This is a genomic window from Treponema ruminis, from assembly GCF_014201975.1.
Lineage (GTDB): Bacteria > Spirochaetota > Spirochaetia > Treponematales > Treponemataceae > Treponema_D > Treponema_D ruminis.
Window position 1 is genome coordinate 147,078 of the sequence record NZ_JACHFQ010000006.1, and the last position, 24,144, is coordinate 171,221.

The window sequence follows — 24,144 nt, forward strand, 5'->3', positions numbered from 1 at the left end:
TTGCCAAGAGCCTTTATTTTTCCGGAATCGCAAGCTTTACCGCAAGTCCCGCAAAGACAAGCGCAAAGCTCCGCTCAATTTTCTTCATCAAAAATGCTCGCCCGCGACTTTTGGGTAAGTCCCGTGCTCATCGTGTATACAACGCCGGTTCCAGGAATCAGCGTGATAATCAATGCTGTAATTAAAAATTGAAGTGAAATCATTTTTATTACCTCATCCTATTCAATGTCGTTTCACCATTCCGCGCGAACTTCAAGAATGTTTTCAGTTTCTAACTTCAAGAGTTTTAATCAGATTTTGTACTTCTTCAAGCTTAGGCGGATTGAGCGGAAGCGGGAACCTTGAAATTGCAATGCCAGAACATGCGCTTGCAAACCGAACAAGTTTCTCATCGCTCATTTTGTGAAGCAAGCCGTACACACATCCAGCCTTAAATGTATCTCCGGCTCCCAAAGTGCTTCTGACTTCAACAGAAAAAGGCTTCATACGGTGGATTTTGCCGCCTTTTCGCCCATAAAGCATTTCACCGTCACCCTGAGTGATAATCGTGAGACCTTCGCTCTCTGCCTGCATGAGTTTCATGATTTCTTCGGCAGACATTCCCTTGTAGTGCTGGGAAGCGCATTCTTTGGAAACGACGTTGATTGCCGAATTCTTGTGCAAAGGCGAATCATGAGGGCTGTCGATTGTGACATAAGGCACGCCAAGTTTTTGGCAGAGTTCTGCCGCTAGCAATGTTTCAGAACCAAAGAAGGGGTCGATTGCAGCGACCTTACAGCCGGCGATGTCTTCTTTTTTGGGAACGCTCCACCATCTTTTCCCGCTCGAAAAAAGTGTCTGGAATCTTCCCATCGGTGAGCGAACAAGCCCTGCGATCACAACATAATCCATAACGCCCTTGTCATCCTCTACAAAATTGAGAAGCGACAGGTCAACGTTCTTTTTTTCATAAAAAGCTTTGAGCATGGGCGCGACTTCTGTACCAATCCATGTACCGTCCATGCGAACCGAAACGCCAAGAGAATCAAGCACTATTGCAGCAGTTCCAGTCTCACCGCCCGGAAGAAAATACTGCTCTTTGATTTCAGAATATTCGTCAGGCTGCAAAAAGCCGTCTTTCAGCAAGAATGAATGAGTTCCAAGCACTTGTCCGAACAAATAAGCTTCCATGACTTTTCTCATCTCCCCAGTTTCAATGAAAATTTAATTTAAACCACCGCGCAAAATCCTGAACTTTGTCTGATTTTCCCAGATTTGACAGAGCGCAGAAAAATTTTTGTCCGGATCCAGCATTAGTTCTGCAAGTTTGTCCAGCTCATCGAGTTCTTCTTCGCCCAATTTAAAATCCTTAAAGACAACATATTCCGGCTGATGAAGAAAAATTATTTCCTCGTTCATAAGGCAGTGAAAGTCATAAAAAAGAGCACGGATTGCAGCCGCAAGTCCGTAAGTAACCGGCCAGGAGGCAAAGGACACCTGTTTTTCAGAAAGTTCTCCCCGGCGGAGATTTAAATATGCCTGTCCGCCTGTGAGATATCGTTCTCGAGGAATATTGTTTGGATCAAAATTGATGTTGGGATCAAGGTGAATGTCTGCATCGGTCAAAATCCAGCAATCAGATTTTTGATCGTACCATTCCGTAATCCAGTGGTCACGATTTTCACCATCTTCCTTGATGTAAGGCGCAAATCCGCTTCGAACACGGGCTGGAATTCCTTTTGCTTTTAAAGTTGCAGCCAGCATGATTGCCTGACAGCGGCATGTGATATGAATCTTGTCCTTTGCGCTTCGATTTACCGAATATTCAGGGTTCAGGCGCAAAAGTTCAGCAAACATGCTCAGGGCATTTGGAAACCAGTCTTCCTCAAAATTAAGGCGGGTCAAAGGAACCTGGCTCAAATCTCCCCAGAAACCATCTTTTTCCATCCTTGTCGCAGAATTCAAAAGTCCTACAGGATGAATTGTCTGCTTTCTCTGTAAAATGCAAAGCTCATTGATGTCATCAGGAAGATTTCTGGCAAAATCCCGGTAAAGTCCCAGTTCTGTAAAAGGACTTGTTTTTTTGTAAAATTCGATGATTTCTTTTTTCATTTTTTGCTCCTGCTTTTCAATGATATATGAAGATATAAGGACAAACAATGCTTTTCAGACAAGATGCAGACTTAAGCCGATGAAATGCAGTCCCATTTTCTTGTTTTTTTCATATTCATCAGCTACTTTATAAGAGTAAAAACTATTAATACATCTTTCGAGAGATTCTTGTTGCGATTGAATCAAGGGTGGATATATGGTTATAAAAGAATTATTTGGAAGGGTTAAATTATATCAGCTCCATACGCGCCTTGATAACCGTGGCTCTCTGGCATATGTTTTTGATGAAAAGATTGATGATTTCAAGGCCATGGAGACAAGAGTTTACAGCATGCCCAAAGAAGGAACTTTCTTTGGAATACACTACAGAGATGAGAGCAGCCCGATGACGAAGTTTGTGACAGTCATAAAAGGCAGAGGGTTGGATTACGTTATTGATCTAAGAAAAAAATCGCCGACCTATCTACAATGGGAGTCATTTGAACTGTCAGAAGAAAATGCCTTGGCGGTGCTGATTCCCGCAGGTTTTGGTCACGCCTTTATTTCATTGCAAAATGATACGATACAGTTATATTCTGTGGACAGAAGCGGCAATGACGCTCATTCAAAACAAATAAATTATAAGGATTCAAGAATCGGTCTTAAACTGCCAGTCCCCATTTCTGAGATTTCAGATTATGATTTAAGAGCGCCTTTTGTTTCAGAAAGAAGCAAAGATATATAGAAGAAAAATAAAAAGCATTGTTTTTTAGACAAGATGCACTCCATTGCCGATGAAATGCATCTTGAAATTACGATTTTATTTCTCGCTGAAATGATATTTTTTCATGAACCTTGCGTTCAAAAGGCACCAGGCACTTCCGGCAAGGCCAAGAATGAGCATCATCATGGCAGCTCCTGAGCCTTTACCGCTTCCGAAGAGAGAAGTCAGCATGGCAGAATTTGAATGAGCTTCCATAAAAGGCTCGCACAGGCTGTCAACTATAAAGCCGCCGAGGAAAAGTCCTATTGGTCTTGTAAAAAACTGGAGTGTATTCCTGCATGCGTAAACGCGTCCCTGAAGTTCCACTGGAATTGAGCTCCTCAGGATAACTTCCAGATTTGCACCCATTACAGGAACCAGAATCCACCCGATGACCTGACTTATGCACCAGAGAATCGGTTCCCGTGAAAAAGCAAGAATAAAATTCTCGCTTCCCATAGAAATAAGCATTGTGATGAATACGACTTTCACGCGGTCTTTTGGCTTTGGCATGTAAGAAACCAAAAAACTTCCCACGACCATCGCTGCCCCTGCACAAGATGTCACTAATCCAAGGACATTGCTGCCTCCTCTTGGATTCGGAATTACATAGGCCGGAAGAGTTGCGCTGGAAGCAAAGGCAATCAGATTTATTCCAGACATGAAAAGAAGCAGAGTCAGAATTATTGGTGATTTTTTGAGGAAAGAAAGGCCTTCCCCTGCCAGTTTCAGCGTTCCTTCCTTTTTTACTGATTGAGTTTCTGGAATTTTGATAAATCCTGCCAGTGCGGTAAATGCCACAACAAAAGTAAGAAGATCCACTGCAATGACAATATCAAGTCCGAACGCTGCATACAAAGCCGTTGCAAGCAGAGGATTCAAAATTGAATTGACGGAGCGCAAAAGTGAATTGAGACCGCTTGTTTTCTGGTAACATTCCTTTGGAACAATCAGCGTCATGGTCACTTCTGAAGCCGGCTGCTGGACGGTATTCATGAGACCTGAAACAGCATTGATTACATAAAGATGCCATACTGCAAGAGTATTAGTTTTATATAGAAGAAAAACTACCAGAGTCGAAAGAGCCGCCAAAGTGTCACAGACAAGCATGGTCGGCTTTTTTTTCCATCGGTCGGTCAATGCTCCGGCAAAAATGCTCATGAGAACATAAGGCACATAGGAACAGATTGTAAGGGCCGCTGTGCTTAAAGCGGAACCAGTTTTTTCGTACAACCAGAGTGTAAGTGCAAAAGCCGTGATGCTGCTTCCAAGTTGTGAAAGCCCTTGTGTGCTCCAGAGAATATAATAGTCGCGTAATTTATTTTTCATTTTCCTTGCCTCTTTTAATAAGTTTGTGATTCGTGAAGAAGCAAAGCCTGAGGAATTGAATTTTAATCTTCCTCCATACAGATTCCTCAAGCCCTGCATGGAGAAGAAGTTTCACATCTCTTCATTTTTTACCCCCTGACAAAAGATTTTGTAACTATTCTGAGTACTTCATAGGCGTAAAGCGGCTTCCTAGCCGTCGCTTGCCTTTTTTGAGACCACGGTGAGCCTTGCGTCCCAGCTGTGGGGAATCTCGTCGCGCACAAATCTACCTGTTCTCTTCCAGCGTTTGCATTTTTTGTTTTTTTCTGACCATTCCTTATTCATCTTTATTTCCCTCAACACCTCTTCCGCCCTTTCGTATTCCTCGTAAAGCGGACTGTGGGCTGAATTTTCAAAGAGATAGAAGGCTTTTTCCGGTGCTTTCAAAGAATCATAGTATTTTTTCTGAAGTTCCGTGCAGCAGGTGTAATCATATTTTCCTGCAACAAAATAAACCGGGATTTCCAGTGCCTTCACCTGCTCGAACGCGTTGAATCTTGAAATCGCATCCTGAGCAACCGGAAAGTTCTGAGAGGCGATTTTCCCGCGCCAGATATTAATCCGCTCTTTTTGCGTGTATGCTAGGCAGCGCAGGCTGGGAAAGAAAATCTGCGTGATTACGGAATGCATCTTCCTTGCCGTTCCAAGTCCCAGTTCGTGCATGGCCTTGTCGCGCAACCCCGAAAAGAAGTATTCATTGTAGTCTTTGCCTGATTCGCGGATATTGTATTTGCTAAAGGCCTTAATCATCTTCTTGTCGCCGGATTTTTCATAAAGGGATTTCATGTAGTCAAAGGCAAGGTATTCTGACTCACGCTGATTTGTAATCTGAGACATGGCGATGTAAGCCTTGAATTTCTGGGGATGCTGAAAGGCTGCATTCAAGGCGACGTAAGTTCCAAAGGAGTGCCCCATTATGAAAATCTTTTCCTGTGAAAATCGCTCGCAAAGGTAATCAGTAACGGCAAGAATGTCTCTTACATAGCGTTCCCCGGTCATATCCTGCGCTACAGTATTTTTATCGAAAGAAGTTCCCGTGCCCCGGTAATCGAAATAGCAGACTGTAAATTCTTTAGAAAGTGCAGACGGATAAAAAGACTCCAGAAGATACTGGGGAATTCCAGGCCCGCCGCCGCAAACCAGAAGCAGGGGATTGTCAGTATCTTCTGATAAAAGAATCAGTCCAAGCCTTGCTCCGTCCACTTCAAGACTTGTCCGTTCGGAAATAGAGCGCGGATTTTTTGAGGCAGGCACTTTCCCGCCACCCGGAGGAAGCAGAATCATAAAGCAAATAAAAAGCAGTATGATTGCCGAAAGAATGCAGATAGCCAGACGAATCATATTTTTCACGCAAGCCTTCCTTTATTCTGCCCTTTCGATGAAAAGCTGATACTTGTCTTCGCGCATTTTGCCTTTCAAGACGGAAAGGGCAGCGTCAAACTCGTTCGGAACTTCGTTGTATACGGCTTTTTTCATTGGAATGAAGCCCAGATCCAGATAAAGCCCAAGCGCCTTGTAGCTCCAGGTCTGTGTGTCGAGCCAGACTTCCTTTCCCGGCATGACCTGATAAAAGCATTTCATCATATAAGAGGCGGCAACTTTTCCCAGCCCAAGCGACTGATAGTCCTGGAGGCAGCTCAGGGCATGAACGACGCCAATTGGCTTTCCGTTTAAGTCAGAATACCAGGCAGTCGCCGTTGCAACAGCTTTCCCGCTTTTTTCTTCAATTACATAGAGCTGGCGTTTTTTCAGTTCGTCCTCGTGTTCAAGATAGTGATTGAAGCAGGCGAGCGCATCGTCTGCCGAATTAAACTCAAGAACGGCGGTCTGGATTTGAGCCCATGATTTTTCATCACCTTTCTGATAGAGCCTGACTGAAAAACCTTCCGGCACGGCCACGGTCTCGCGCAGCCTGTCGTTCGGATTTTTCATGATGATTGAATGAAATTCTATGGTTTTATCCAGCATTTTCTTTATATCCCGAGGTTTTTTCTTGCTTCGTCATTGTTTATGGTGACCATTCCGACGGTCTTGCAGTTTTTGACCTGAGGGCAGGAAGAACATGTTTCTATCTTTTTTGACTGGGCGCAGATTTTTATCTGGCACATGCAGTCACAATATGGCGTTTTACGTCCGTCCATGCGGCAGCCGTCGCAGTTTATCATTTCCGGTGTGATTTCAACGCCGTTCAGTTCGCTCCAGTATTTCGCAGTTTTTTCACGCAAAGCCTGGTCGTTGTTTTGTGTGGCGATGTAAGCGTCGCATTTTTCGCAGTCTAAGCCGCAGTAAGCAATAAGTTTTTTCATAATAGTACCCCTTTCTTTTTGACTCAATTATAGTGCGGGAAGGGGAGAAAGGGATTGTTTTTCAGACAAGATGCATTTTTTCAAGATGAAATGCAAGCTTTTTACAGAAAATTAAAACTCAACGCAGAATCCGGCTTTCATCTGCTGAATTTTATCGCCGAGTTCTTCTTTTAAAATGTGATATGCCCTGTCTTTCGTGCAGTGACCGGTCAGGACATATTCGATTCCTGTTTCCTGAATCTGACCTGCGAGCGCGCGGATTTCTTCGTCCGGCTTGTTGAAGAGATGGAAGCCGCCGATGATTCCGTAGACTTTTTTGCCCGGGAAGCTTGATTTGACTTCGTTGATGATGTTCGGAACTCCGCCGTGGGAGCAGGGGCTTATGATTACGAGGCCTTTTTCCGTGTCAAAGACAACGCACTGTTCATGAGAAAAATCGTCGGGAATCCAGCCGAGCGGTGTGCGGCGGTACATGTTTTCGCGCCGGCCGATGCTGGAAAGGCCTTCTGTCTTGTGGGGAATGACGTAGACTCCCTCGGTCAGCATGTAGTCGCCTGAAATGTTTTCAATCCGCTCTGAATATTTTTTTGGAAGAGATTTTGGAATTCCGATGTAAAAGCGGATTCCGTGTTTTTTGTGGTAGCAGTCAGCCTTGCATCCTTCACGCAGGTAAAGCTTTGCCTTCTGATTTTTCTTTAAAAAGGCGGGAAGTCCGTTGGCGTGGTCGTAATGAGCGTGGCTGAGGACGGCATAGTCGATTTCGCCAACATCGAGATTGAGGCGCTTCATGTTCCGCAGAAAAAGCCTTGACGAGCCTGCATCAATAAGGACTTTCTTGCCGTTAAATTCTACTAGTCCGGAAAATCCCCATTCACCCTTGATTCCTGAATCCGAAATATTGTCAACAACGATTGTAAGTTTCATTTTTACCTCAGCCTTTTTTTCTTCAGGATAGTTTACCATATTTTTAAAATTTTATCAGTGGAATCGTGATTTCCCTGTCGCCGAGAATCTCACCATGTGCTTTTTTTAGTTAAGTTGATCCACTCATAGTGCTAAGTTTTGTCCTGCCTGAGAAATCGGCTTGAAATACTGAGATGACTTCAATATAATAGAAGAAAATGTAAAAAGTATTAGAATCTTTCTCTAAAAAAAAGTCAAATATCTCCAAAATCTCCATTTTTCTCACTATTTCCGACATTTGGTAATTTTAAAAACTCTTTTTTTTCTCCAAATCATAAAGATTAATGTCAGTTGAAATTAAGATTTCTTCGATTGTAATTCATTATACTCCAACAACTTACAAAAATCCATGATTCAATAGGAGCTTTTATCATTATGAAGTCGAATGTGAAATTCCCATTAAGACGCAAAATCAGGATTGCACTGGCCCTTTCAATTCTTCTTTGTTCAGTCACGACACTTTCAGTTGCAATGTTTCTTTTCTCAAAGGCCATCAGAACTTCTACACAAAATGGCTTGAAAAACACAATCGCCGGATGGAATTCAGAAATTGCTCAGATGGAAACGTTTTTGAAGGCCGCAGCTCACACTGTTGCAAATAACGGAACTTTAAGACAGAGCGCAGAATTAGACGATTATTCAGAAATCGCAAGCGTCCTTAAATTTGAAATCAAAAACTTCGATTTTGACTATCTTTCTTTGGTAGACATGCGCGGCAATGTTATTGTAGGCGGAAATACAAATCATGCAGACAGCAACCTCGGTTCTCTTTCAATTATCAGCAGCGCACTCAATGGAAACACATCAGTTAACTACGAAACTCCTGCAAACACAAAAAACTTCTCTATCATGGCAGCTTGTCCTGTTACTGAACCTGAATATGGACGCGTAATCGGTGCTCTTGTCGCAGGTTACGACCTTGTTGCAAGATCAATGGCAAATTCCATTAAACACCGCTATGGCTCAGAATGTACTATTTTTGAAAATGACCTCCGCGTAAACACAACACTTTCAGATACAAGCGGAAGAGCTTTGACTGGAACCCACCTTCAGAATCCGGCAATCCGCAAGCAGGTTATCGATCTTAAGAAAAATTACTATGGCGACACAACAATTTATCAGAAAAAATATCTCGCAGCTTACGCTCCATTGAAGGGCTTGCACGGCGAGTTTAAGGGTATGATTTTCGTTGCAGACGATATTTCAATCATCACTGCAATTCAGAAAAAAGCCCTTTCAATTCTTATTCCGATTCTTGCCGTAATCGTAATGATTGTATTTGTTCTGGCAACAATCTTTATCAGAAAAATTCTTCGTCCGATGTATGCGCTCCAGCTTTCTTTCGGAAAAATGGCAAAGGGTGACTTGACTGACCGAATCGAATCAGACTCTAAAGACGAACTTGGTCTTCTCGTAAGGGAATTCAATTCATTCTCAAATGAAATCAACAAGACTATTTCTGACGTTAAGCGCGCAAGGGACAACCTCAGAAGTTCCGGCGACATCATGAACGGCAGCACAGAAAACACAGCAAGCGCAATTACACAGATTGCATCAAGCATCGACTCAATCAAACAGCAGATTTTCAACCAGACATCAAGCGTTTCACAGACTGTAGGTGCAGTTCAGCAGATTTCTACAAGCATCACAACACTTGAATCTATGATCGAAAACCAGTCATCAGGCGTTGCAGAAGCTTCAGCAGCAGTAGAAGAGATGATCGGAAACATCGCAGCCGTCAACAAATCTATGGACATGCTCGCACTTTCTTTCAAAGACCTTCAGCTTGACGCAGAGCGCGGTACTTCAAAACAGAAGGACGTTAACGAGCGAATCCGCGTAATCGAAATTCAGTCACAGATGCTCCAGGAAGCAAACAAAATCATTTCAAACATCGCAGAAGAAACAAACCTTCTTGCAATGAACGCTGCAATCGAAGCCGCTCACGCAGGTGAAGCAGGAAAAGGTTTTGCAGTTGTATCTGGTGAAATCCGAAAACTCTCAGAGACATCTTCTGCCCAGTCACGAACAATCGGCGAACAGCTGGCAAAAATCCAGGAATCAATCAAGGAAGTTGTTGCGGCATCTGGCGATACAAGCGCAGCCCTTATGTCTGTAAGCAACAGAATCAAGGACACAGACTCACTCGTATATCAGATTAAGATCGCTATGAACGAGCAGAACGAAGGCTCAAAACAGATCAGCGAAGCCCTCAAATACATGAACGACAGCACAAGCGAAGTAAGAAACGCTTCAAAGGAAATGACTGAAGGAAATACTTTGATCCTCAACGAAATCAAGACCCTGCAGCAGAGTACACACAACATCAGTTCAAACATGGAAGAAGTTTCAATCGGAACAGACCGAATCCAGGAAGCCGGAGAATCACTCCGCACAACATCAATCAGCGTTAACGATTCAATCCTTGCAATCGGCGAAAAAATCGACGTCTTCACAGTAGCATAAGTCAGCTTCCAAATTATGGGGGAGGGGAAACCCTCCCTTTTTTGCGTTTAAAACATAGTACAGGAAACACAAAGCGCCTTGCAGAAGCCATGGCAAAGGAACTTGGAGTAGAGGCCCTGCCGCTCACATCTCCGATAACAGAGCCGGTGGACATCCTCTTCCTCGGAAACTCATACTATGCATTTACCATCGACCCGGAAGTCCGCACATTCATAGCTTCTCTTTCAAAAGATAAGGTTGGCAAGCCGGACAACGAAGATCTCCGCGCCGCCGCAGAATTTGCCGCTTCGTATAAGTAATTCTGATTTACTGGGAGAAATGAAATCTTTTTAACTCTGCAAACGGCGAACACTGATAGACTGCAATTTCACTGACGACCGCTTCTAGTGGCAGCGGGATTTGCTTAGCAATTTCCTGAGCCTTGGAAAAGTGGCTCTGATTCAGTCTTGTGGCAAGGGTAGTGTGGGGGAACCATATTTCCGGCAGATAGTAGCCGTTTTCAGCTTTTTCAAATTGCGGAAGAAGAATCGCGTGAAGCTCGGAATTAATCTTTGAGAGGAATTCGTTTTTTTCGGGCTTCAAGAACAGAACCTTTTTGTTGAAGTCCCCGATTCCTGAGAATTGAACAAGCCCCGCCGCCTGATTTTTTGAAAAATCCTCAACCATCTGAATCAGTTTTGCCTCATCTTTCTTAGCCGCATGAAAAGCACCAATTGTCACATGTGGAGGAATCTTCTTTTCGAGAATGAACGTGTTGCCAGTCAGCTCAGAAATTGATTTTACGGCCGAAGTGATGATTTCATTCACCTCCGGCGGAAAATGAAGAGAAATGGCGTATGTGGTTAGGGTGGGGGTGAAACTCATATTTTGATTTTAGATGATTTGAATTGATTGTTCTACATATTGGCAAAAGTACGAAAAATCGGCAAAGTGTAGTAACTTGAGGATTTTGCTATGCTGAATTGTTTGCAAGGCAGATGATTGTAGGAAAGTAAAATAAAAGGATTATAAGAATGAGCGATTTAACACCGATTCAAAAAGAAATAGTCAAAGCGCTTGAGCAGATGAAAGAAAAATCCCTGATTACGGAAGCTGTTCTTGCCAAAAAGATTCGTGAAAACGCAAAAATCCAGGGAAAGAACAAGGCCGGAATCTGCCTGAAGGATTTGGAGCCATGCATTGAATATCTTGCGGAAAATTCCTCGCTGACGTTCGCGCTTCACCTTAACAGTGCAAATGATATCCTCATAAAAAAGGAAGATGCTTGTAAAATTCTGGAAGGTGATGCAAGAAAGCGCCGCCAGTCCAGCGAAAAATCCATCACGGTTATGACCAGCGGCGATTTACGGCAAAAAAACTCCGGAGGCAAGCCAGCGAAAAAGCGCACGGACAGGAAGAAGATGGATTATTTCGAGCTTGATGATTAGAAAGGACTGCTACCTCTTCTCACAGCGTATTTCCAGCAAGGCGACAACATCCTTGTATTCGGTCTCGCCTTGACTGACTTCCTGTATTACCCGCTGCAGACCTTTGTTGTAGGATTCGTCGTCTATCATTGCCAGCTGTGACGAATCCCTTCTTTTGTAATTTTCTACAAGCTCATTTATCGGTTTGTATTTTTCATAATATTCCAGTTTGGCAGATATATTTGCAAAATGATTTTTCTTCAGTTCGTATATCATCAAATCCTTTGGCCAGAAACGAAACTTATCTTCAAAAAACGTTTCCGGGCAGTATTTATAAACCCACCATTCCTTCATGCATTCCGGCTCAACATTTCTGAATCTTAAGACTCCGCCCTTTTTTAGAGTCGCATAAATCTTTTCCAGACACTTCTGCTTGTTTTCAAAATGGTGAAATGCAAAATTACAGACGATTAAATCTACGGATTCTTCTTCCAGATTGAAAGATTCTGCATTTGCGTTTATGAATTCGGCTGAAAGATTTTTACTTTTTGCAATATCCAGCATTTCCGGGGACAAATCGATTCCAATCCATCTTATATTTTTGCCTTCATAATGCTGCTGCTGACCCAATAAATAATTTCCGGTTCCACATGCCAGGTCCAAAACAGTAATACTTTCCTTTGTTTCCAAAAGTTTCTCAATTTCTTCATCCCTGGGAAAGTCTATCCTGCCCTTGTTTTTGTCATACACTTTTGAAACCTTAGCGTAATCCGTCTTCAGCATGGTCAGCCTCCTTTTTTATACTTTTACTGCCCTGGAATTTATTTTATTCCGCTGACTGTCCAATCGTCAATGAAAAATTAATACTTCCCGTACCAGGCGATTGCTTCGTCTACACTCTGCTTTCCCAAAAGCACCTGATAGGCGGCCTTTCTGAGCTGGGAATAAGTGTTGTCCAATATGCCGATTTCCATCTGATAAAGGTGTTCGGCGTTTTCGAGGGGGGCGTATACATCGTCGAAGGAATAGACTGTTGAGCAGGTTATGAGGCGTTTGATTTTAGCAAGATTGTTCAGTTCTTCTGTTCGGAGCAGGAAGCGCATGAACTCATTTGTCATTTCAAGGTTCTTGCCGTTTTTGTTTACGGAAAATTCTACGGACGGTACCTGAAGGACGGCACCGCCTTTTTCCATAACGGGCACGGAGTAAAAACTGTATTTGAAGGGATTTTTGGTAAAGGCTTCTGACAGGGACTCGCGTTTTTTTGTGCCGGAAACTACATCGGCGGAGGCAAGCATCATAGGGATGTCACCTTCAAAAAATCGCATGATTACTGCTGAATAATTGTCTTTAATCTTGCTGCACTCTTCCAAATCCATAAAGTCGTATTTCTTAAACTCTTGGACCCATTCCAGGGTTGTCCGCATGTACCCCCCGGCTTCGGGTTCAAGTTTGTTCAGCTTTGAAATTGCCTCGGGCTTGTTCATGACTTCTTTTGTGAAGTATGGATAAATCAGTGAAGACATGATTGAAACTGCGGAATTTTCTGAAAGAATCGGGCTTTTGTAGCCTGCGTCCTTAAATTTCTGGCAGGCTTCAATCAGCTGAGACCAGGTTTGCGGAATCTGGATTTTTTCTTTTTTGAAAAGGTCTTCGTTTACAAGCATTCCGTTTGCGGCGCACAAGACCGGCACCATTGGAATCGAGCCGTCTGCCATGGGAAAGAGAAGCTTTTGATTTACCGCTGACAGTTCAAATCCTGTGCTTTTTGAGTCGGCTAAGTTTTCGGCATTTTCAAGAAGGGGATTGTAATTTGTCTTGTCCAGCATCCAGGGAAAAGTCGTGAATATATCAGGGGCGTTCTGACTTGCCAGTGCCGTGGAAATTGACTTTTTGTAATTATCCAGATAGGTGTAGGCGAGCTCGACATTGGGGTAAAATTCATTAAAGCGGTCAAACTCGGCTTCAAGGGCTTCAAAATTCTGGTAGCGGCCGGCAATTTCAATTTTGCACTTTGTCTGAGTATCGAGCCGGGGAACAAAGGCTTTTTCTTTTTTCTGTTTATTGCAGGAAGCAAGTTCAAGAATCACAAGCGCGCATAAAATCAATATGGCGCACTTTTTTATCAATCTCATCTTCTTTTTCATAATTCTCTCCCTCTAAAAATTCTTTATGACTGGCGGATTTTTCTCAGTTCCCGGACGACATTGTTGATGTCAATCGGCTTTGCGATGTGTCCGTTCATTCCGGCTGCAAAACATTCCGCTACATTTTCAGAAAAGGCATCGGCTGTCATTGCAATAATCGGAATCCCTGCCGCATGGGGATTTTCCAGCTTTCTGATTTGGCGGCTTGCTTCAAGTCCGTTCATGACCGGCATCTGAATATCCATAAAAACGACATCAAATTGACCGGGCTTCATGTCACGAAGGGTATCGACGGCGACCTTTCCGTTTTCAGCACGAGAGCATTTAATTCCGTACATTTCAAGAAGGGTAGAAATAATTTCCCAGTTTACATCCATGTCCTCGACGACAAGAACCTTCACATCAGTTAAATCAGCATCGTTTTCTTCCTGAGTCGCGGCGTTCCTTTCACTTTCAGAAACTTCAAGTTCAAGCGTTACCGTAAAGGTCGTTCCTTCTCCTTCCTTGCTCTGGCATTCAATTTTACCGCCCATCATGTCAACCATCTTTTTTGTGATGGCAAGTCCAAGTCCTGTTCCCTGAATCGTATTAATCCGGCTGTCCGTCTGGCGCATGAAAGGCTCATACATAATTTCCATAAAACTTTCCGGCATTCCGATTCCCTTATCCGAAACCTTATAGACAAGCTTTATGAACTTTTCTTTGTCGCAGGGTTCTTCGCTCAGTTCAACGAAGACCTCTTTGTTGTCTGGAGTGTATTTGATTGCATTGGAAAGGATGTTTATAAAAATCTGATTTATACGAAGCTGGTCCGCAAATAGATATTTTTGGGTGATGTTGTTTTTCTGGAAGATGAAAACAATGTTTTTCTGCCGAACCATAGGAAGGGCCATGTTTTCAAGATTTTCTGCCAGGTCAAGAATCGAAAATCGCACTGGTGAAAGAGAAATGTTTCCGTGCTCAACTTTTGAGATGTCCAGAATGTCATTTATGAGCGTGAGAAGGTGATTGCTTGCGAGTTTGATTTTGTGAAGATAATCCGAAACGGCTTCTGCATCGCTGACTTTTTTTTCTGCAATCGTTGTAAGTCCGATTATCGCATTCATCGGGGTGCGGATATCGTGAGACATTGTTGAAAGGAAAACGGTTTTTGCCTTGTTTGCAAGGTCTGCTTCCTTTGCGGCGGCGGCAAGATTCAGGTTGAACCGCATGATGACAAGAATATCGAAGATAAGAAGAATTATGAGGGAGACGGAAACCACGATAACCAGAGGCCAGTCAATATTATTCTTCGTGATGTCTTCCATCGGAATGTAGGTGAGAAGGGTCCAGTCAAAAGAAGTGTTTACCGGGATATGAACTATGAGACAGTTTATCTTTTTTGAGTTCTGCATCGTAAACATTCCGGTTTCATGGATTTTCGACCTGAGATTTTCAAAGGCTTCCTTATTAATCTGATTATAGGACTTATAGAATTCAAAGAAGTTCGAGTTTTTAAATGATTTTCCCTTCAGTATATAGTTTCCCTCGGAATCAATCATTGAAATCTGGGCGTCGCTGTATTTTTCGGAAGGAAAGACCCATTTGCTTGCAAGCATTTCAACTGGAATTACTCGCATGAGGACGGCTTTTTCAAATTTTGAGGACTTGCTTTTGCTTGTGCTTGTTTCGCTTGCGGCCGTGTTTCTATTGCCGCTTTCTGATTCATCAACCCGCAGTTCCAGAAGGTCACAAAAGGCGATGGACTGAATGCCGTTCATGGGATTTGTGTAGGAGCGGGTAACGCGAACCTGATCCTGCTGGCCGAGAAGTTCATTCAGTGAAGAAAAAATGTCTATTTCCTGATAAGAGACCGTGAATTCATTGGGATTGTCGATTTTGGGCTTGTTGGAATAGCCGGTAAAAGAATCGAGCCTGATGATGTGGGCGGAAACATTCTGAATTCGCTGGGCGACTTTGAGGTAGGACATGGCTTCGGTCATGTTCATTTTGCGGCTGTTTATACAGGCTGCCCATGAATCGCAAAGTCTCTGTTCTCCTTCCATATAATTTGTTGTCACCTGCTCCATACCAATCGACATGGTCATAAAGTTCTCGGTGTTGTAGGCTTTCATTGAGGCACTCTGTTTTCTGGCGTAGAGCACTACAAAGAAAATCGAAAAAATTACAATCAGGAAGTTGGTGATGATTATCAGACCTTTTTTCATAGGCTAACTACCCGAAAGTTTTGAGCGGATTTCAAGAATTTCTGAATACATGGCAGGATAATCAGCTTCTTCCTTGTTGCGAAGTTTTTCCGTCAGCGACGAGAGGGCTTCAAATAAAGGCGTGAGGGCAAGATTCCCGATTACACCTTTGAGGGCGTGACAAAGCTCGAAGGCTTTCTGTAAGTCATTGGCACTCAGGGCATCTCCTAGCTCTTCAAATTTCGCATCCCCAAGACCCATCTTTACGAGTTTGAGATATAAATCTTCTTTTCCAAGACAGCGGGAAAGTCCTGTTTCAAGGTCCGCGCCATTTTTCTTTAATTCTTCTATTGTAATCATACAAACCTCGAAAATTCTGACGGCGGAATCGGCTTTGAAAAATAATAGCCCTGAATTATGTCGCAGCCGGCAGCTTTGAGCATTTTGTACTCTTCGTCTGTTTCAACGCCCTCCGCAACGACCGGCACTCCAAGATTTTTTGCAATATCAAGAACCAGCTCAACCAGCTTCATTTCTTTATTGCCCGGCTGAATGTTTCGGATAAAGGCCTTGTCCATTTTGAGGACGTCAATCGGCATGGAAGTGAGCATGTTGAGGGAAGAATAGCCCGAACCAAAGTCGTCCATTTCGACTTTATGACCCAGCGAGCGGAGATTTTCCACGACTTCGATGATGTGCTTTTGATCAGAAGTGTAGGCTGATTCAGTAATTTCCAGCATGTATTCTGATGTAGCAAGACCGTTTTCCTTTACGATTTTTGTGATGAAATCAGTCATGTCAGGAGCGGCAATGTCTACGCGCGAAACGTTTACGGAAACCGGAATCGTAACTCCAAGCTCGTCTTTCCAGCGGCGGATTTGCCTTGCGCTTTCTTCCCAGACATAGCGGTCGAGCTTTGTTACAAGTCCGTTCTCTTCAAACAGCGGAATGAAAAGATCCGGGCGTACACGGCCAAGCTCCGGGTGAATCCAGCTTACAAGGGCTTCGGCACTGCACAAAACAGGCTTGTCCCCTTTGATGTTGAATTTTGGCTGATAGTTTACCTTGAACTGCTTCTGTTCGATGGCGGCCTCAAAATCCTGTAAAAGATGTGCATCAAAAACTTCTTTTTCCGCCATTTTGTCGTCATAAACACAGATATCGCTGGTGGCGGAAGTTTTGCCTCGAAGGGAATTACATGCCTGAACCGCGTGGTCAAAGCGCTGAATCATAGGGAACCTGCGGTCAGAATCAGAATAAACGCCAAGCCGCAATCTTATTTCCGAAGGTTTTAAAATAGAAGAAAGTGATTCATTTATTTTCTGAAGGATAATTCCGTAGTCGTCCTGATGTGGAACATAAAGATAAAAAGAGTCGGCTTCGTTTTGGCCTGCGATTCCACCGGTTTTAAGAAGGGCTTTTCGGATTCCGTCGGCTATTTGCTTTAAAATCTCGTCTCCAAAAGAACGCCCCTTAAGCTGATTCAAAAGATGGAAGCGGGTAAAATTCAAGGCGAGAGCATCCATGACCTTGTCCGGGAAACGCTGGTCGAACTGGGAAGCGTATTCAAAGAAAAAGTCTGGACTGTAAAGGCGGGTCAGCTTATCAAATTCAGTCGCATGAATGATTTTTGAATTTTCAAACAGCTGAATTGAATGGCGGACTCGGGCAAGAATTACTTCCGGAGAATCGTAAGGCTTGGTAAGAAAGTCTGCGGCACCTAACCTAAGGCTTTGGATTTCGCTGGATTTATCAGCAGTCAAAACGATTACAGGAATGTCGCTAATAATCCCTTCTTCGTTCATTGACTTTAGAACTTCATTTCCGTCCATAACCGGCATGAGCAAATCCAGCAGGACAAGAGAAATTGAAGAGGCATTTGAATGAATTTTTTCCAGGGCATCTTTTCCGTTTTCTGCGTATATGACCTTATACTCAGACAGAATTATGTTGCCGAGAATCTCGCGGTTTACAGCTTCGTCGTCTACAATAAGAATCGTTCGTTCAAATAAATCATCCATACGACTATTATATATCGACTTAGACGAGTTGGCGAGAAAAATATTGATTTAAACTGAAAAAAATTATATTTCGAAGTCAAGGCATGAGCGGCTTACTGTGAAGGGGCGGACTTTTCCGTCTGCTACAGCCACATGATCCGGGTGTTTTGCATAGCCTTTGAGTGCTTCTTCGGATTCGAAAGTTGAGTCCAGCATCAAGTCAGCGTTTGAAGAGGCGAGGCGGCCGCTTGTGATTACCTTGATTTCTACAAGACCCGGAATTTTGCCCTTGAGGCCCTCGAGTCCTTCCTTGATTCCGGCTTTTACCGATTCTTTTTCAGAATCGCTCATTTCTTTCAATGTCCATAAGATTATGTGCTTTACCATTTGTGCTCCTGATTTTTAATATTTTAGCACGAATTTTCGATAAAGAACATTAGCACAGGGTATTACACAAAATTTTTATATCTGATATGATACGAAACATTCAGGTTATTCACTTCTGAATAATCATACACTTTTCAAAGATTGCCTAATCTTATTAAGAGCGAACCGCTCCTTGCAGTTCCGCACCTTTCTATGCTCATGCGCGAGGTCTTCGCGTAGTCTTAATGCAATCACATTTACATTCTGGAGTTTCACATGCCAAAATCTTTGGGACAGGAAATTCTTTTTACCATTCTGATGGTATTTGTTATGGTTTGTGCAATGATTTGCTACAACATTGCACTTGCGATGGGAGGACTTTCTAATTCTGTTTTTCTGCTTGCCTTCCATGAACTTCCAATTATGATGCCGGTAGCTTTTGTGCTTGATTTTTTGATTGTCGGACCGATTGCCAAGAAAATCACTTTTTCAAAGTTCAATCTGGGAGAGGCGAATCCGGTGTTTATCATCCTTTCAATCTCAATCTGCTCTGTTTGGCTGATGTGCCCGCTTATGAGTCTTGCCGCAACAATTCTTTTCAAGGGCGGTTTTCAGAAAGAAATGATTTCCATCTGGCTTCAGACAACAGTTTTCAATTATCCGATGGCCGCTTTCTGGCAGCTGCTTGTCGCAGGTCCGGTTGTGCGGGGTATTTTTGGGGCGATGATGAAAGCAAAGGGTGAGAGAGGATAACCAAGCTCTTAAACGGTGGGCGGGTAAGCCTGTCTGCCGTTTAAGAGGGGGGATTATAACATTGCAAGTCTAAGTTGTTTTCCGAATACAGCGGCGACTTTTTGCAATGTTGAAAGTCTTATATCTTCTGAATGATTTTCCATTCTGGAAATTACACTTTTCTTTGTATCAAGTTTTTCAGCAAGTTGTTCCTGTGTCATGCCATTTTCAAGACGCAGTTCTTTTATCATCGTTCCGATTTTGAATTCTTCATATCCAGTGTCAAATCCAGCTGCAAAGTCGGAATCTTTTTCTTTTCGCTGAGTAATATAGTCATCTAAATCAAAAGTTTCATTTCTCATTTTTGTTACCTCTAGTTAAGTATTCCTTCATGCGTTCCTTACAGATTTCGATTTCATTCGTAGGTGTTTTCTGAGTTTTCTTTTGAAAACCATTTGTAAGAATTACGAGGTTTCCGTTATGGAAAAATCCCAAAAGTCGATAGATGTTTCCACTAATCTCGATTCTGACTTCGTAGATATCCGTATCTGTTATCTTCTTAAAATAAGTTTTTGGAATCTTTTCAAGCTCCTGAACTGCTTTAAGAACCCATGCAATTTTCTGTGCAACTTTTGCTGGTTGGGAATCTATAAACTCTGCAACGGGGCATTTTCCATCAAGAGTTTTATAGAATGTAACTTTCCTGTACATAATCAAATGTTAGCATATATGCGAACATTCTGTCAAATTTATTGTATGTAGGATGCAGATTGATTTTTTATTTAAGTTCTGATATTTGCAAAACAGAAGTATATATATCTTAATCTAATTTTTCACCACAATAGGGGCAATATTTAAAATGTTTTTCCTCTTTTTCATTTGTGATTGATTCTACAAAACCTGCAGAAATAATACCGGTCGGTACTGCTACAAGTCCAATTCCTAAAAGTGCGATTATAGCACTTAGAATTTTTCCAAGAGTTGTGATTGGATAAATATCACCATAACCGACAGTTGTTAAAGTAGCTAACGCCCACCATAATGCATCAAATGCATTTTTAAATACTTGAGGCTGCGCTGAATTTTCAATATTAAACATTAATACAGCAGCAACAATCATAAGTAAAAGAACGACAAAAATAGAAGATAATAATTCATGTTTTTTTATTTTAAAAACAGTGAAAATCTTTGTTAATGCATCTGTATACCTATTAATCTTAAAAATTCTAAATAACCGAATAATTCTTAGCATCCTTAAAATGCGCAAGTCGATTGATATGATAAATGGCAAATAAAACGGCATGATGGCAAGTAAATCGATAATCGCTAAAAAAGAAAAAATATATTTGATTTTTGCTATCACTTTCCTCTTATTTGGATATAATAAATCCGCAGTCCATACCCTTAATATATATTCAAAAGTAAAAATAATAACAGAAACATACTCTATGAAATTGAAAACTATTTTTGTCTTTTCACTTACATCAAAAGTATCAGCGATTACAACGCAAACATTTAGTAGTATAAGACTGATAAGAGCAATATCAAAAATTTTACTAATTTTATCATCTGGTTCTGCAACTTGAATTATATCGAAAATTCTTTGTTTTAATGTCATTTTTGTTCCGCCAACATTTTTATTACATCTGATATTTCTTTTCCAATATTTGGTTTAGAAGCCATAATCATTTCATTTAATCCTGTATCGCTTTTAAAAAGAATCTCTGAATAATTCAAAAGCGGTATTTGCTTGTTATCCTTAAATCTTTTATCCGGCATCCCATTTTTATTAACATATAACCATCTATAACCTATAATTTCAGCATCTTTTGGAATTTTTTCTGTTTCAATAAAATTTGAATTATCATAGTCTATTTTTAAATCAGAATAATTAACAGTTCCGAATTTTTTTCCATCCTTTATGAGCAGACGTTCTGGGAAGAAATATAAAATTTGTTTGCCGACAGGTATACTAGGTACTTTTATATTTGTTTTCACATACTTAGGTATTTTATATTTTATAGATATAGGTTCTCTTTTTATTAAATTACTAGCACCAGAATTTCTTTTTCTATCATGCATGGATGTTAATTTTGCCGCAGATGTAATGTGCCAAAGTTTTTTTGAGTTATTCAAATTATTCAATACATCATAAAATCCTTGAAGTTCTGTTTCTTTGTCATCATCAATATCATAAATAATATAAGTTGTTTTTAATCGTTTATTAATTAATACAGCGATTGGAATTAAAATAGCTGCGCTATATATGAGAATTGAATCAATGAAATAGGCTAATGCCACTGAAATAATGATAGCAATAGGAACGAATGAAATTATTTTAGATTTTTTATTTAATTCAGTTAATATATCATTAAAATCATTATCAACCATGAAAGCAACATTACCACTTTCAATCTCTTTAAAATCATACTCGGTGATAGGATTTTCAACAACAGGTTTGTCATTTGTATTATTGTTATTATCAGGTAGTTTATTTTTGCTATTATTGATTGTTTTTTGATAATAGAAACCTTTCATTCCAGCATGAATATAATTACCTCTAGGACCTTTTCCAAGCCTAAAACCTTTTACACCAGCAGAAACACCTACTCCTGATTTTGATAGATTAAATCTAAAAGGACCAACTTTCATACTTTTTCTAATATAAAAGCCCATATAGCGCTCCTAATACTTAATAAGTGTTTATATATTTTATCATATTTTGGAGCTTCTTCAATAAGAAAAAAAGAACTGTCTCCGCGTTAGGGATTGTAGCACCTGCGATGAAGCAGTTCCGGAGCGAAGCGGAGGAATGGAGTGCGTAGGCACGGAAGTGCGGAAAGCCCGACCAGCCGCCTGAAAGGCGGCTGGGGACGCCCTTATGAAAGAAAGGTTAACCTAACTGACCAGGGAGAACCAGTTTTTCCTTAAACGGGAAGGCTGATTCGTACTGAGCAAAGGCATCCGGATTTTCTTCGGCGACGAAATAGCCTTTTGGGGGTGTGTAGGTCGCTTCAATTCCATTCAGGTAGCCAGGAATCAGTTCTTGTGCCAGAAAATAGGGGACTTCTGAATTCTTTGGCTCTGCGTGATAATGGATGTGCAGCTTACTTGCAAGGTCGAATCCGGCATGGCGGTAAAAATTGATGTTGCCTTCCATGCAGATAAAACCAAAACCCAAGGCTTTAGCTTTTTCAAGCGCGAAGTTCAAAAGCTTGAGGCCGTAGCCCTGCCGCTTGAAATCGGGATGAATGCTGATTGGGCCGAATGTCCAGATTGGAAGCTTTTCGCCAGTCGGCTTTCCGCTTTCCTCAATGCTCAACTCTGCTTTTGAAAACATCACATGACCGATAATCTGTCCGTCCTTTTCCATTACTAGTGAAAGTTCGGGAATAAAATCGGGGTTGCTTCGGTAGCAGTGCAGAACATAATGCTCTGTGCAGCCAGGTCTGTAAACGTTCCAGAAAGAATCTCTGGTAAGATTTTCAACTGTTCTGTAGTCGCGCGGCTCTTCCACGCGGATTGTAAAATTTGAGTTCATGTTTATCTCCAAGAATATGTTTTATGAGCTAAAACAACACCTTGAAAGACCGCCCAAAAGATTTTAGGAACTTCAAGAAGTTCCTGACGAGTTTTAACTCTTGAAATTGCAAGAGTTAAAACATCGCATTTTCAGAGAAACATTTAAAAACTGAAGTTTTTAAATGTTTTATCAAATCTTTCAAGGCGTTTAAACAATGAACCAAGTTTTGCCAGATGTAAGCATCCAGCCTCCTTAAAATAATTTGTGAATTTATCTTATCACGAAACGAAATTTAAATCAGCAGTTTGGTCAGTCTTCTTTTCACCCAAGCTGATTTTTTTCTTTTTTAATGTTCCGCTTGTTTTTATACATTTCTTTGCAGGTTCTCGGCGGTGATTTCATCTTCTATATCCTTTTCACAAAGAATAATGTGCTTGTTGTCAGAGGCTTTCAGCATTGAGAATTGAAAGTGCCTTGGCTCTCCGTTAACCATTATCCTGTATTTATATGAAAATGATTTTCTGTTTTCCAGATTGATGTAATATATTGCCTCATAATCTTCCGCAAGACTTGTTGCGATGTGATCATAAATCTCTTTTTCCTTCATTTCGCCGGCCTTTTGCGTCCAGATATGCAACGATAGAACGCATCCATGTCAGCATTGTCAGGAACATAAAGAAAAAATACAGTACACAGTCAATATATAAGATTGGGAATAGGGCTTTGATGTCGTGGTGCTCTAACTTGCCCTTCTGGCTTATTCTACGCCCTCGTACCAGCGGTTCTGGAAATCCGTGATATTTGAAAGCGAAACCGTCTGCCCGATGAGCGGCGTGATGACTTTAAAATCTTCTCCCAGACTTTCTGCCTTGCCTACAAAGCGGCTTACGCTGTCGTCCCAGGGATGTCTTGCCAGAACAAATGCGCCCCAGTGAATCGGGAAGGCTCTTTTTGTGCCCAAAGTTTTCGCCGCGTCAACTGACTGTTCCGGCGTCATGTGGACTGAAGGCCAGCGAAGGTCGTATTGACCGCACTCCATGAAGGCAAGGTCAAAATTTCCGTATTTTTCGTGAATTCTTTCAAAATGAGAGTCCCAGCCTGAGTCCGCACATTCAAAAATCTTGAGGTTGTCGCTGATAATCGCCCATGAAGCCCAGAGGGTCGTAAAGTTGTCAATCAGCTTGCGGCCGGAAAAATGTCGTGAAGGAAGACAGGCGATTGTAAATCCGTCCAAGTTGATTTCTTCCCACCATGCCATGTCAGTGATTTTTTCTTTTTTGACACCGAATTTTACAAGCCGCCGTTCAACTCCGAGCGGAACGACATATTTTTTGACCTTTGAATCCAGCTTTTTGATGCTTGCCTTGTCGAGATGGTCGTAATGGTCGTGCGAGACAATCAGAATGTCGATTTCAGGCAAATCTTCCGGCTTGCAGGGAATGTCGCTGAAGCGCTTGGGGCCGGCAAAACTTACGGGCGAAGTTCTTTTTGAAAAAACCGGGTCGAAAAGGATGTTTTTCCCATTAATCTGCATTAAGAGGCTTGAATGGCCGAACCAGGTAAAAAAAGCATCGTTCGAGACTTGCGCGAAATCCGGGCTGGCGACAGGAATTTTTCCCTTTGGTCTGGTTTCTTTTTTGGAAAGCACGCCGTTTTCCGCATCTTTGGGAACTTTCACCATCATCTTGAAGTCATTTTCGTTGTGAAATTTCTTTCCGTCAAAATTTCCTGCGCGCGATTTATACTCTTCCCTGAAATCCGCCGACGAACAGCCTGTCATGATTAATGCCCCCATTAAAAGAGTGAGAGAAAGCAGATTTTTCATAGAGTCTCCTTATAAATCGCCGC

Annotated in this window: 27 protein-coding genes; 5 read left to right on the forward strand and 22 right to left on the reverse strand. The window is 41.8% G+C overall.

The annotated features are described in order from the left end of the window. Positions 1-74: 74 nt before the first annotated feature. The 3 genes from HNP76_RS14375 to HNP76_RS10385 form a co-directional block, all read right to left on the reverse strand. Positions 75-203 (reverse strand): hypothetical protein, encoded by a 129-nt coding sequence (locus HNP76_RS14375; protein WP_260309223.1) that lies wholly within the window; start codon positions 201-203, stop codon positions 75-77. A 61-nt stretch (positions 204-264) separates the two neighbouring features. After that, positions 265-1,170, reverse strand: a complete 906-nt coding sequence (locus HNP76_RS10380; protein WP_184660213.1) for a carbohydrate kinase family protein — start codon at positions 1,168-1,170, stop codon at positions 265-267. Positions 1,171-1,203: 33 nt separating this feature from the next. Continuing rightward, positions 1,204-2,091, reverse strand: coding sequence for a transglutaminase-like domain-containing protein (locus tag HNP76_RS10385; RefSeq protein WP_184660215.1), 888 nt, complete (start codon positions 2,089-2,091; stop codon positions 1,204-1,206). Positions 2,092-2,287: 196 nt separating this feature from the next. On the opposite strand from HNP76_RS10385, the gene HNP76_RS10390 reads away from it, so the two are divergent. After that, a complete protein-coding gene (locus tag HNP76_RS10390) occupies positions 2,288-2,815 on the forward strand; it encodes a dTDP-4-dehydrorhamnose 3,5-epimerase family protein (protein WP_184660217.1) in 528 nt (175 codons plus the stop codon). Positions 2,816-2,890: 75 nt separating this feature from the next. On the opposite strand, the gene HNP76_RS10395 is transcribed toward HNP76_RS10390, so the two are convergent. From HNP76_RS10395 to HNP76_RS10415, 5 genes are all read right to left on the reverse strand, one after another. Next, positions 2,891-4,162 carry an MFS transporter gene (locus tag HNP76_RS10395; RefSeq protein WP_184660219.1) on the reverse strand — a complete coding sequence of 424 codons (1,272 nt, stop codon included), beginning with the start codon at positions 4,160-4,162 and terminating at the stop codon, positions 2,891-2,893. A gap of 189 nt (positions 4,163-4,351) precedes the next feature. Continuing rightward, positions 4,352-5,542, reverse strand: coding sequence for an alpha/beta hydrolase (locus tag HNP76_RS10400; protein ID WP_184660433.1), 1,191 nt, complete (start codon positions 5,540-5,542; stop codon positions 4,352-4,354). Positions 5,543-5,563: 21 nt separating this feature from the next. Next, on the reverse strand, positions 5,564-6,169 hold the full coding sequence (locus tag HNP76_RS10405; protein WP_184660221.1) for a GNAT family N-acetyltransferase: 606 nt from the start codon (positions 6,167-6,169) through the stop codon (positions 5,564-5,566). Between the two features lie 5 nt (positions 6,170-6,174). Then, on the reverse strand, positions 6,175-6,507 hold the full coding sequence (locus HNP76_RS10410; protein ID WP_184660223.1) for a DUF3795 domain-containing protein: 333 nt from the start codon (positions 6,505-6,507) through the stop codon (positions 6,175-6,177). Positions 6,508-6,618: 111 nt separating this feature from the next. Further along, complete coding sequence (locus HNP76_RS10415) at positions 6,619-7,470, reverse strand: MBL fold metallo-hydrolase (protein ID WP_206173275.1); 852 nt, start codon at positions 7,468-7,470, stop codon at positions 6,619-6,621. Between the two features lie 375 nt (positions 7,471-7,845). Between HNP76_RS10415 and HNP76_RS10420 the strand changes: the two genes are divergently transcribed. Together HNP76_RS10420 and HNP76_RS10425 are read left to right on the forward strand one after the other, a co-directional pair. After that, positions 7,846-9,936 carry a methyl-accepting chemotaxis protein gene (locus HNP76_RS10420; RefSeq protein ID WP_184660225.1) on the forward strand — a complete coding sequence of 697 codons (2,091 nt, stop codon included), beginning with the start codon at positions 7,846-7,848 and terminating at the stop codon, positions 9,934-9,936. 41 nt (positions 9,937-9,977) lie between these two features. Beyond that, positions 9,978-10,235: a flavodoxin family protein gene (locus HNP76_RS10425; RefSeq protein WP_246462727.1), complete on the forward strand. Its 258-nt coding sequence runs from the start codon at positions 9,978-9,980 to the stop codon at positions 10,233-10,235. Between the two features lie 7 nt (positions 10,236-10,242). Here HNP76_RS10425 and HNP76_RS10430 read toward each other — a convergent pair whose 3' ends face one another. Further along, a complete protein-coding gene (locus HNP76_RS10430) occupies positions 10,243-10,800 on the reverse strand; it encodes a 2'-5' RNA ligase family protein (protein WP_184660227.1) in 558 nt (185 codons plus the stop codon). Between the two features lie 149 nt (positions 10,801-10,949). Here HNP76_RS10430 and HNP76_RS10435 point away from each other — a divergent pair, with 149 nt between their 5' ends. Further along, positions 10,950-11,363 (forward strand): hypothetical protein, encoded by a 414-nt coding sequence (locus HNP76_RS10435; protein WP_184660228.1) that lies wholly within the window; start codon positions 10,950-10,952, stop codon positions 11,361-11,363. Positions 11,364-11,372: 9 nt separating this feature from the next. On the opposite strand, the gene HNP76_RS10440 is transcribed toward HNP76_RS10435, so the two are convergent. The 6 genes from HNP76_RS10440 to HNP76_RS10465 all read right to left on the reverse strand — a co-directional run bounded on the left by HNP76_RS10440 (position 11,373) and on the right by HNP76_RS10465 (position 18,062). Continuing rightward, entirely contained in the window at positions 11,373-12,125 is a 753-nt protein-coding gene (locus HNP76_RS10440) for a class I SAM-dependent methyltransferase (RefSeq protein WP_184660231.1), read from the reverse strand. A gap of 77 nt (positions 12,126-12,202) precedes the next feature. Beyond that, on the reverse strand, positions 12,203-13,489 hold the full coding sequence (locus HNP76_RS10445) for an ABC transporter substrate-binding protein (RefSeq protein ID WP_184660233.1): 1,287 nt from the start codon (positions 13,487-13,489) through the stop codon (positions 12,203-12,205). A 23-nt stretch (positions 13,490-13,512) separates the two neighbouring features. Further along, positions 13,513-15,696 carry an ATP-binding protein gene (locus HNP76_RS10450; RefSeq protein WP_184660235.1) on the reverse strand — a complete coding sequence of 728 codons (2,184 nt, stop codon included), beginning with the start codon at positions 15,694-15,696 and terminating at the stop codon, positions 13,513-13,515. 3 nt (positions 15,697-15,699) lie between these two features. Then, positions 15,700-16,035 carry an Hpt domain-containing protein gene (locus tag HNP76_RS10455; protein WP_184660238.1) on the reverse strand — a complete coding sequence of 112 codons (336 nt, stop codon included), beginning with the start codon at positions 16,033-16,035 and terminating at the stop codon, positions 15,700-15,702. After that, positions 16,032-17,696: a two-component system response regulator gene (locus HNP76_RS10460; RefSeq protein WP_184660240.1), complete on the reverse strand. Its 1,665-nt coding sequence runs from the start codon at positions 17,694-17,696 to the stop codon at positions 16,032-16,034. The genes HNP76_RS10455 and HNP76_RS10460 overlap by 4 nt, the downstream gene beginning before the upstream one ends. 63 nt (positions 17,697-17,759) lie before the next feature. Then, entirely contained in the window at positions 17,760-18,062 is a 303-nt protein-coding gene (locus tag HNP76_RS10465) for a Dabb family protein (protein WP_184660242.1), read from the reverse strand. Between the two features lie 255 nt (positions 18,063-18,317). On the opposite strand from HNP76_RS10465, the gene HNP76_RS10470 reads away from it, so the two are divergent. After that, positions 18,318-18,794, forward strand: coding sequence for a DUF2798 domain-containing protein (locus HNP76_RS10470; RefSeq protein WP_184660244.1), 477 nt, complete (start codon positions 18,318-18,320; stop codon positions 18,792-18,794). Positions 18,795-18,847: 53 nt separating this feature from the next. Here the strand turns inward: HNP76_RS10470 and HNP76_RS10475 are convergent, their stop codons facing one another. From HNP76_RS10475 to HNP76_RS10505, 7 genes are all read right to left on the reverse strand, one after another. Next, positions 18,848-19,135 (reverse strand): helix-turn-helix domain-containing protein, encoded by a 288-nt coding sequence (locus HNP76_RS10475; protein ID WP_184660246.1) that lies wholly within the window; start codon positions 19,133-19,135, stop codon positions 18,848-18,850. Further along, entirely contained in the window at positions 19,125-19,484 is a 360-nt protein-coding gene (locus HNP76_RS10480) for a type II toxin-antitoxin system RelE/ParE family toxin (protein ID WP_184660248.1), read from the reverse strand. The genes HNP76_RS10475 and HNP76_RS10480 overlap by 11 nt, the downstream gene beginning before the upstream one ends. 109 nt (positions 19,485-19,593) lie before the next feature. Next, positions 19,594-20,391, reverse strand: a complete 798-nt coding sequence (locus HNP76_RS10485) for an ion transporter (protein WP_184660250.1) — start codon at positions 20,389-20,391, stop codon at positions 19,594-19,596. After that, on the reverse strand, positions 20,388-21,449 hold the full coding sequence (locus HNP76_RS10490; protein WP_184660252.1) for a DUF4236 domain-containing protein: 1,062 nt from the start codon (positions 21,447-21,449) through the stop codon (positions 20,388-20,390). The genes HNP76_RS10485 and HNP76_RS10490 overlap by 4 nt, the downstream gene beginning before the upstream one ends. Before the next feature lie 217 nt (positions 21,450-21,666). Further along, positions 21,667-22,314: a GNAT family N-acetyltransferase gene (locus tag HNP76_RS10495; RefSeq protein WP_184660254.1), complete on the reverse strand. Its 648-nt coding sequence runs from the start codon at positions 22,312-22,314 to the stop codon at positions 21,667-21,669. Between the two features lie 346 nt (positions 22,315-22,660). Further along, complete coding sequence (locus tag HNP76_RS10500; RefSeq protein ID WP_184660256.1) at positions 22,661-22,903, reverse strand: hypothetical protein; 243 nt, start codon at positions 22,901-22,903, stop codon at positions 22,661-22,663. 150 nt (positions 22,904-23,053) lie between these two features. After that, positions 23,054-24,121, reverse strand: a complete 1,068-nt coding sequence (locus tag HNP76_RS10505; RefSeq protein WP_184660258.1) for an MBL fold metallo-hydrolase — start codon at positions 24,119-24,121, stop codon at positions 23,054-23,056. Positions 24,122-24,144 lie beyond the last annotated feature (23 nt).

Excerpts from the sequence above, each read along its gene's own strand:
- HNP76_RS10420 (WP_184660225.1), top strand. The coding sequence starts at position 7,846 with ATGAAGTCGAATGTGAAATTCCCATTAAGACGCAAAATCAGGATTGCA.
- HNP76_RS10390 (WP_184660217.1), top strand. The coding sequence starts at position 2,288 with ATGGTTATAAAAGAATTATTTGGAAGGGTTAAATTATATCAGCTCCAT.
- HNP76_RS10380 (WP_184660213.1), bottom strand. The coding sequence starts at position 1,170 with ATGGAAGCTTATTTGTTCGGACAAGTGCTTGGAACTCATTCATTCTTG.
- HNP76_RS10455 (WP_184660238.1), bottom strand. The coding sequence starts at position 16,035 with ATGATTACAATAGAAGAATTAAAGAAAAATGGCGCGGACCTTGAAACA.
- HNP76_RS10430 (WP_184660227.1), bottom strand. The coding sequence starts at position 10,800 with ATGAGTTTCACCCCCACCCTAACCACATACGCCATTTCTCTTCATTTT.
- HNP76_RS14375 (WP_260309223.1), bottom strand. The coding sequence starts at position 203 with ATGATTTCACTTCAATTTTTAATTACAGCATTGATTATCACGCTGATT.
- HNP76_RS10395 (WP_184660219.1), bottom strand. The coding sequence starts at position 4,162 with ATGAAAAATAAATTACGCGACTATTATATTCTCTGGAGCACACAAGGG.
- HNP76_RS10475 (WP_184660246.1), bottom strand. The coding sequence starts at position 19,135 with ATGAGAAATGAAACTTTTGATTTAGATGACTATATTACTCAGCGAAAA.
- HNP76_RS10435 (WP_184660228.1), top strand. The coding sequence starts at position 10,950 with ATGAGCGATTTAACACCGATTCAAAAAGAAATAGTCAAAGCGCTTGAG.
- HNP76_RS10465 (WP_184660242.1), bottom strand. The coding sequence starts at position 18,062 with ATGGTAAAGCACATAATCTTATGGACATTGAAAGAAATGAGCGATTCT.
- HNP76_RS10410 (WP_184660223.1), bottom strand. The coding sequence starts at position 6,507 with ATGAAAAAACTTATTGCTTACTGCGGCTTAGACTGCGAAAAATGCGAC.
- HNP76_RS10480 (WP_184660248.1), bottom strand. The coding sequence starts at position 19,484 with ATGTACAGGAAAGTTACATTCTATAAAACTCTTGATGGAAAATGCCCC.
- HNP76_RS10505 (WP_184660258.1), bottom strand. The coding sequence starts at position 24,121 with ATGAAAAATCTGCTTTCTCTCACTCTTTTAATGGGGGCATTAATCATG.
- HNP76_RS10415 (WP_206173275.1), bottom strand. The coding sequence starts at position 7,470 with ATGGTAAACTATCCTGAAGAAAAAAAGGCTGAGGTAAAAATGAAACTT.
- HNP76_RS10460 (WP_184660240.1), bottom strand. The coding sequence starts at position 17,696 with ATGGATGATTTATTTGAACGAACGATTCTTATTGTAGACGACGAAGCT.
- HNP76_RS10445 (WP_184660233.1), bottom strand. The coding sequence starts at position 13,489 with ATGAAAAAGAAGATGAGATTGATAAAAAAGTGCGCCATATTGATTTTA.
- HNP76_RS10400 (WP_184660433.1), bottom strand. The coding sequence starts at position 5,542 with ATGATTCGTCTGGCTATCTGCATTCTTTCGGCAATCATACTGCTTTTT.
- HNP76_RS10495 (WP_184660254.1), bottom strand. The coding sequence starts at position 22,314 with ATGAACTCAAATTTTACAATCCGCGTGGAAGAGCCGCGCGACTACAGA.
- HNP76_RS10440 (WP_184660231.1), bottom strand. The coding sequence starts at position 12,125 with ATGCTGAAGACGGATTACGCTAAGGTTTCAAAAGTGTATGACAAAAAC.
- HNP76_RS10470 (WP_184660244.1), top strand. The coding sequence starts at position 18,318 with ATGCCAAAATCTTTGGGACAGGAAATTCTTTTTACCATTCTGATGGTA.
- HNP76_RS10490 (WP_184660252.1), bottom strand. The coding sequence starts at position 21,449 with ATGGGCTTTTATATTAGAAAAAGTATGAAAGTTGGTCCTTTTAGATTT.
- HNP76_RS10450 (WP_184660235.1), bottom strand. The coding sequence starts at position 15,696 with ATGAAAAAAGGTCTGATAATCATCACCAACTTCCTGATTGTAATTTTT.
- HNP76_RS10500 (WP_184660256.1), bottom strand. The coding sequence starts at position 22,903 with ATGAAGGAAAAAGAGATTTATGATCACATCGCAACAAGTCTTGCGGAA.
- HNP76_RS10405 (WP_184660221.1), bottom strand. The coding sequence starts at position 6,169 with ATGCTGGATAAAACCATAGAATTTCATTCAATCATCATGAAAAATCCG.
- HNP76_RS10485 (WP_184660250.1), bottom strand. The coding sequence starts at position 20,391 with ATGACATTAAAACAAAGAATTTTCGATATAATTCAAGTTGCAGAACCA.
- HNP76_RS10385 (WP_184660215.1), bottom strand. The coding sequence starts at position 2,091 with ATGAAAAAAGAAATCATCGAATTTTACAAAAAAACAAGTCCTTTTACA.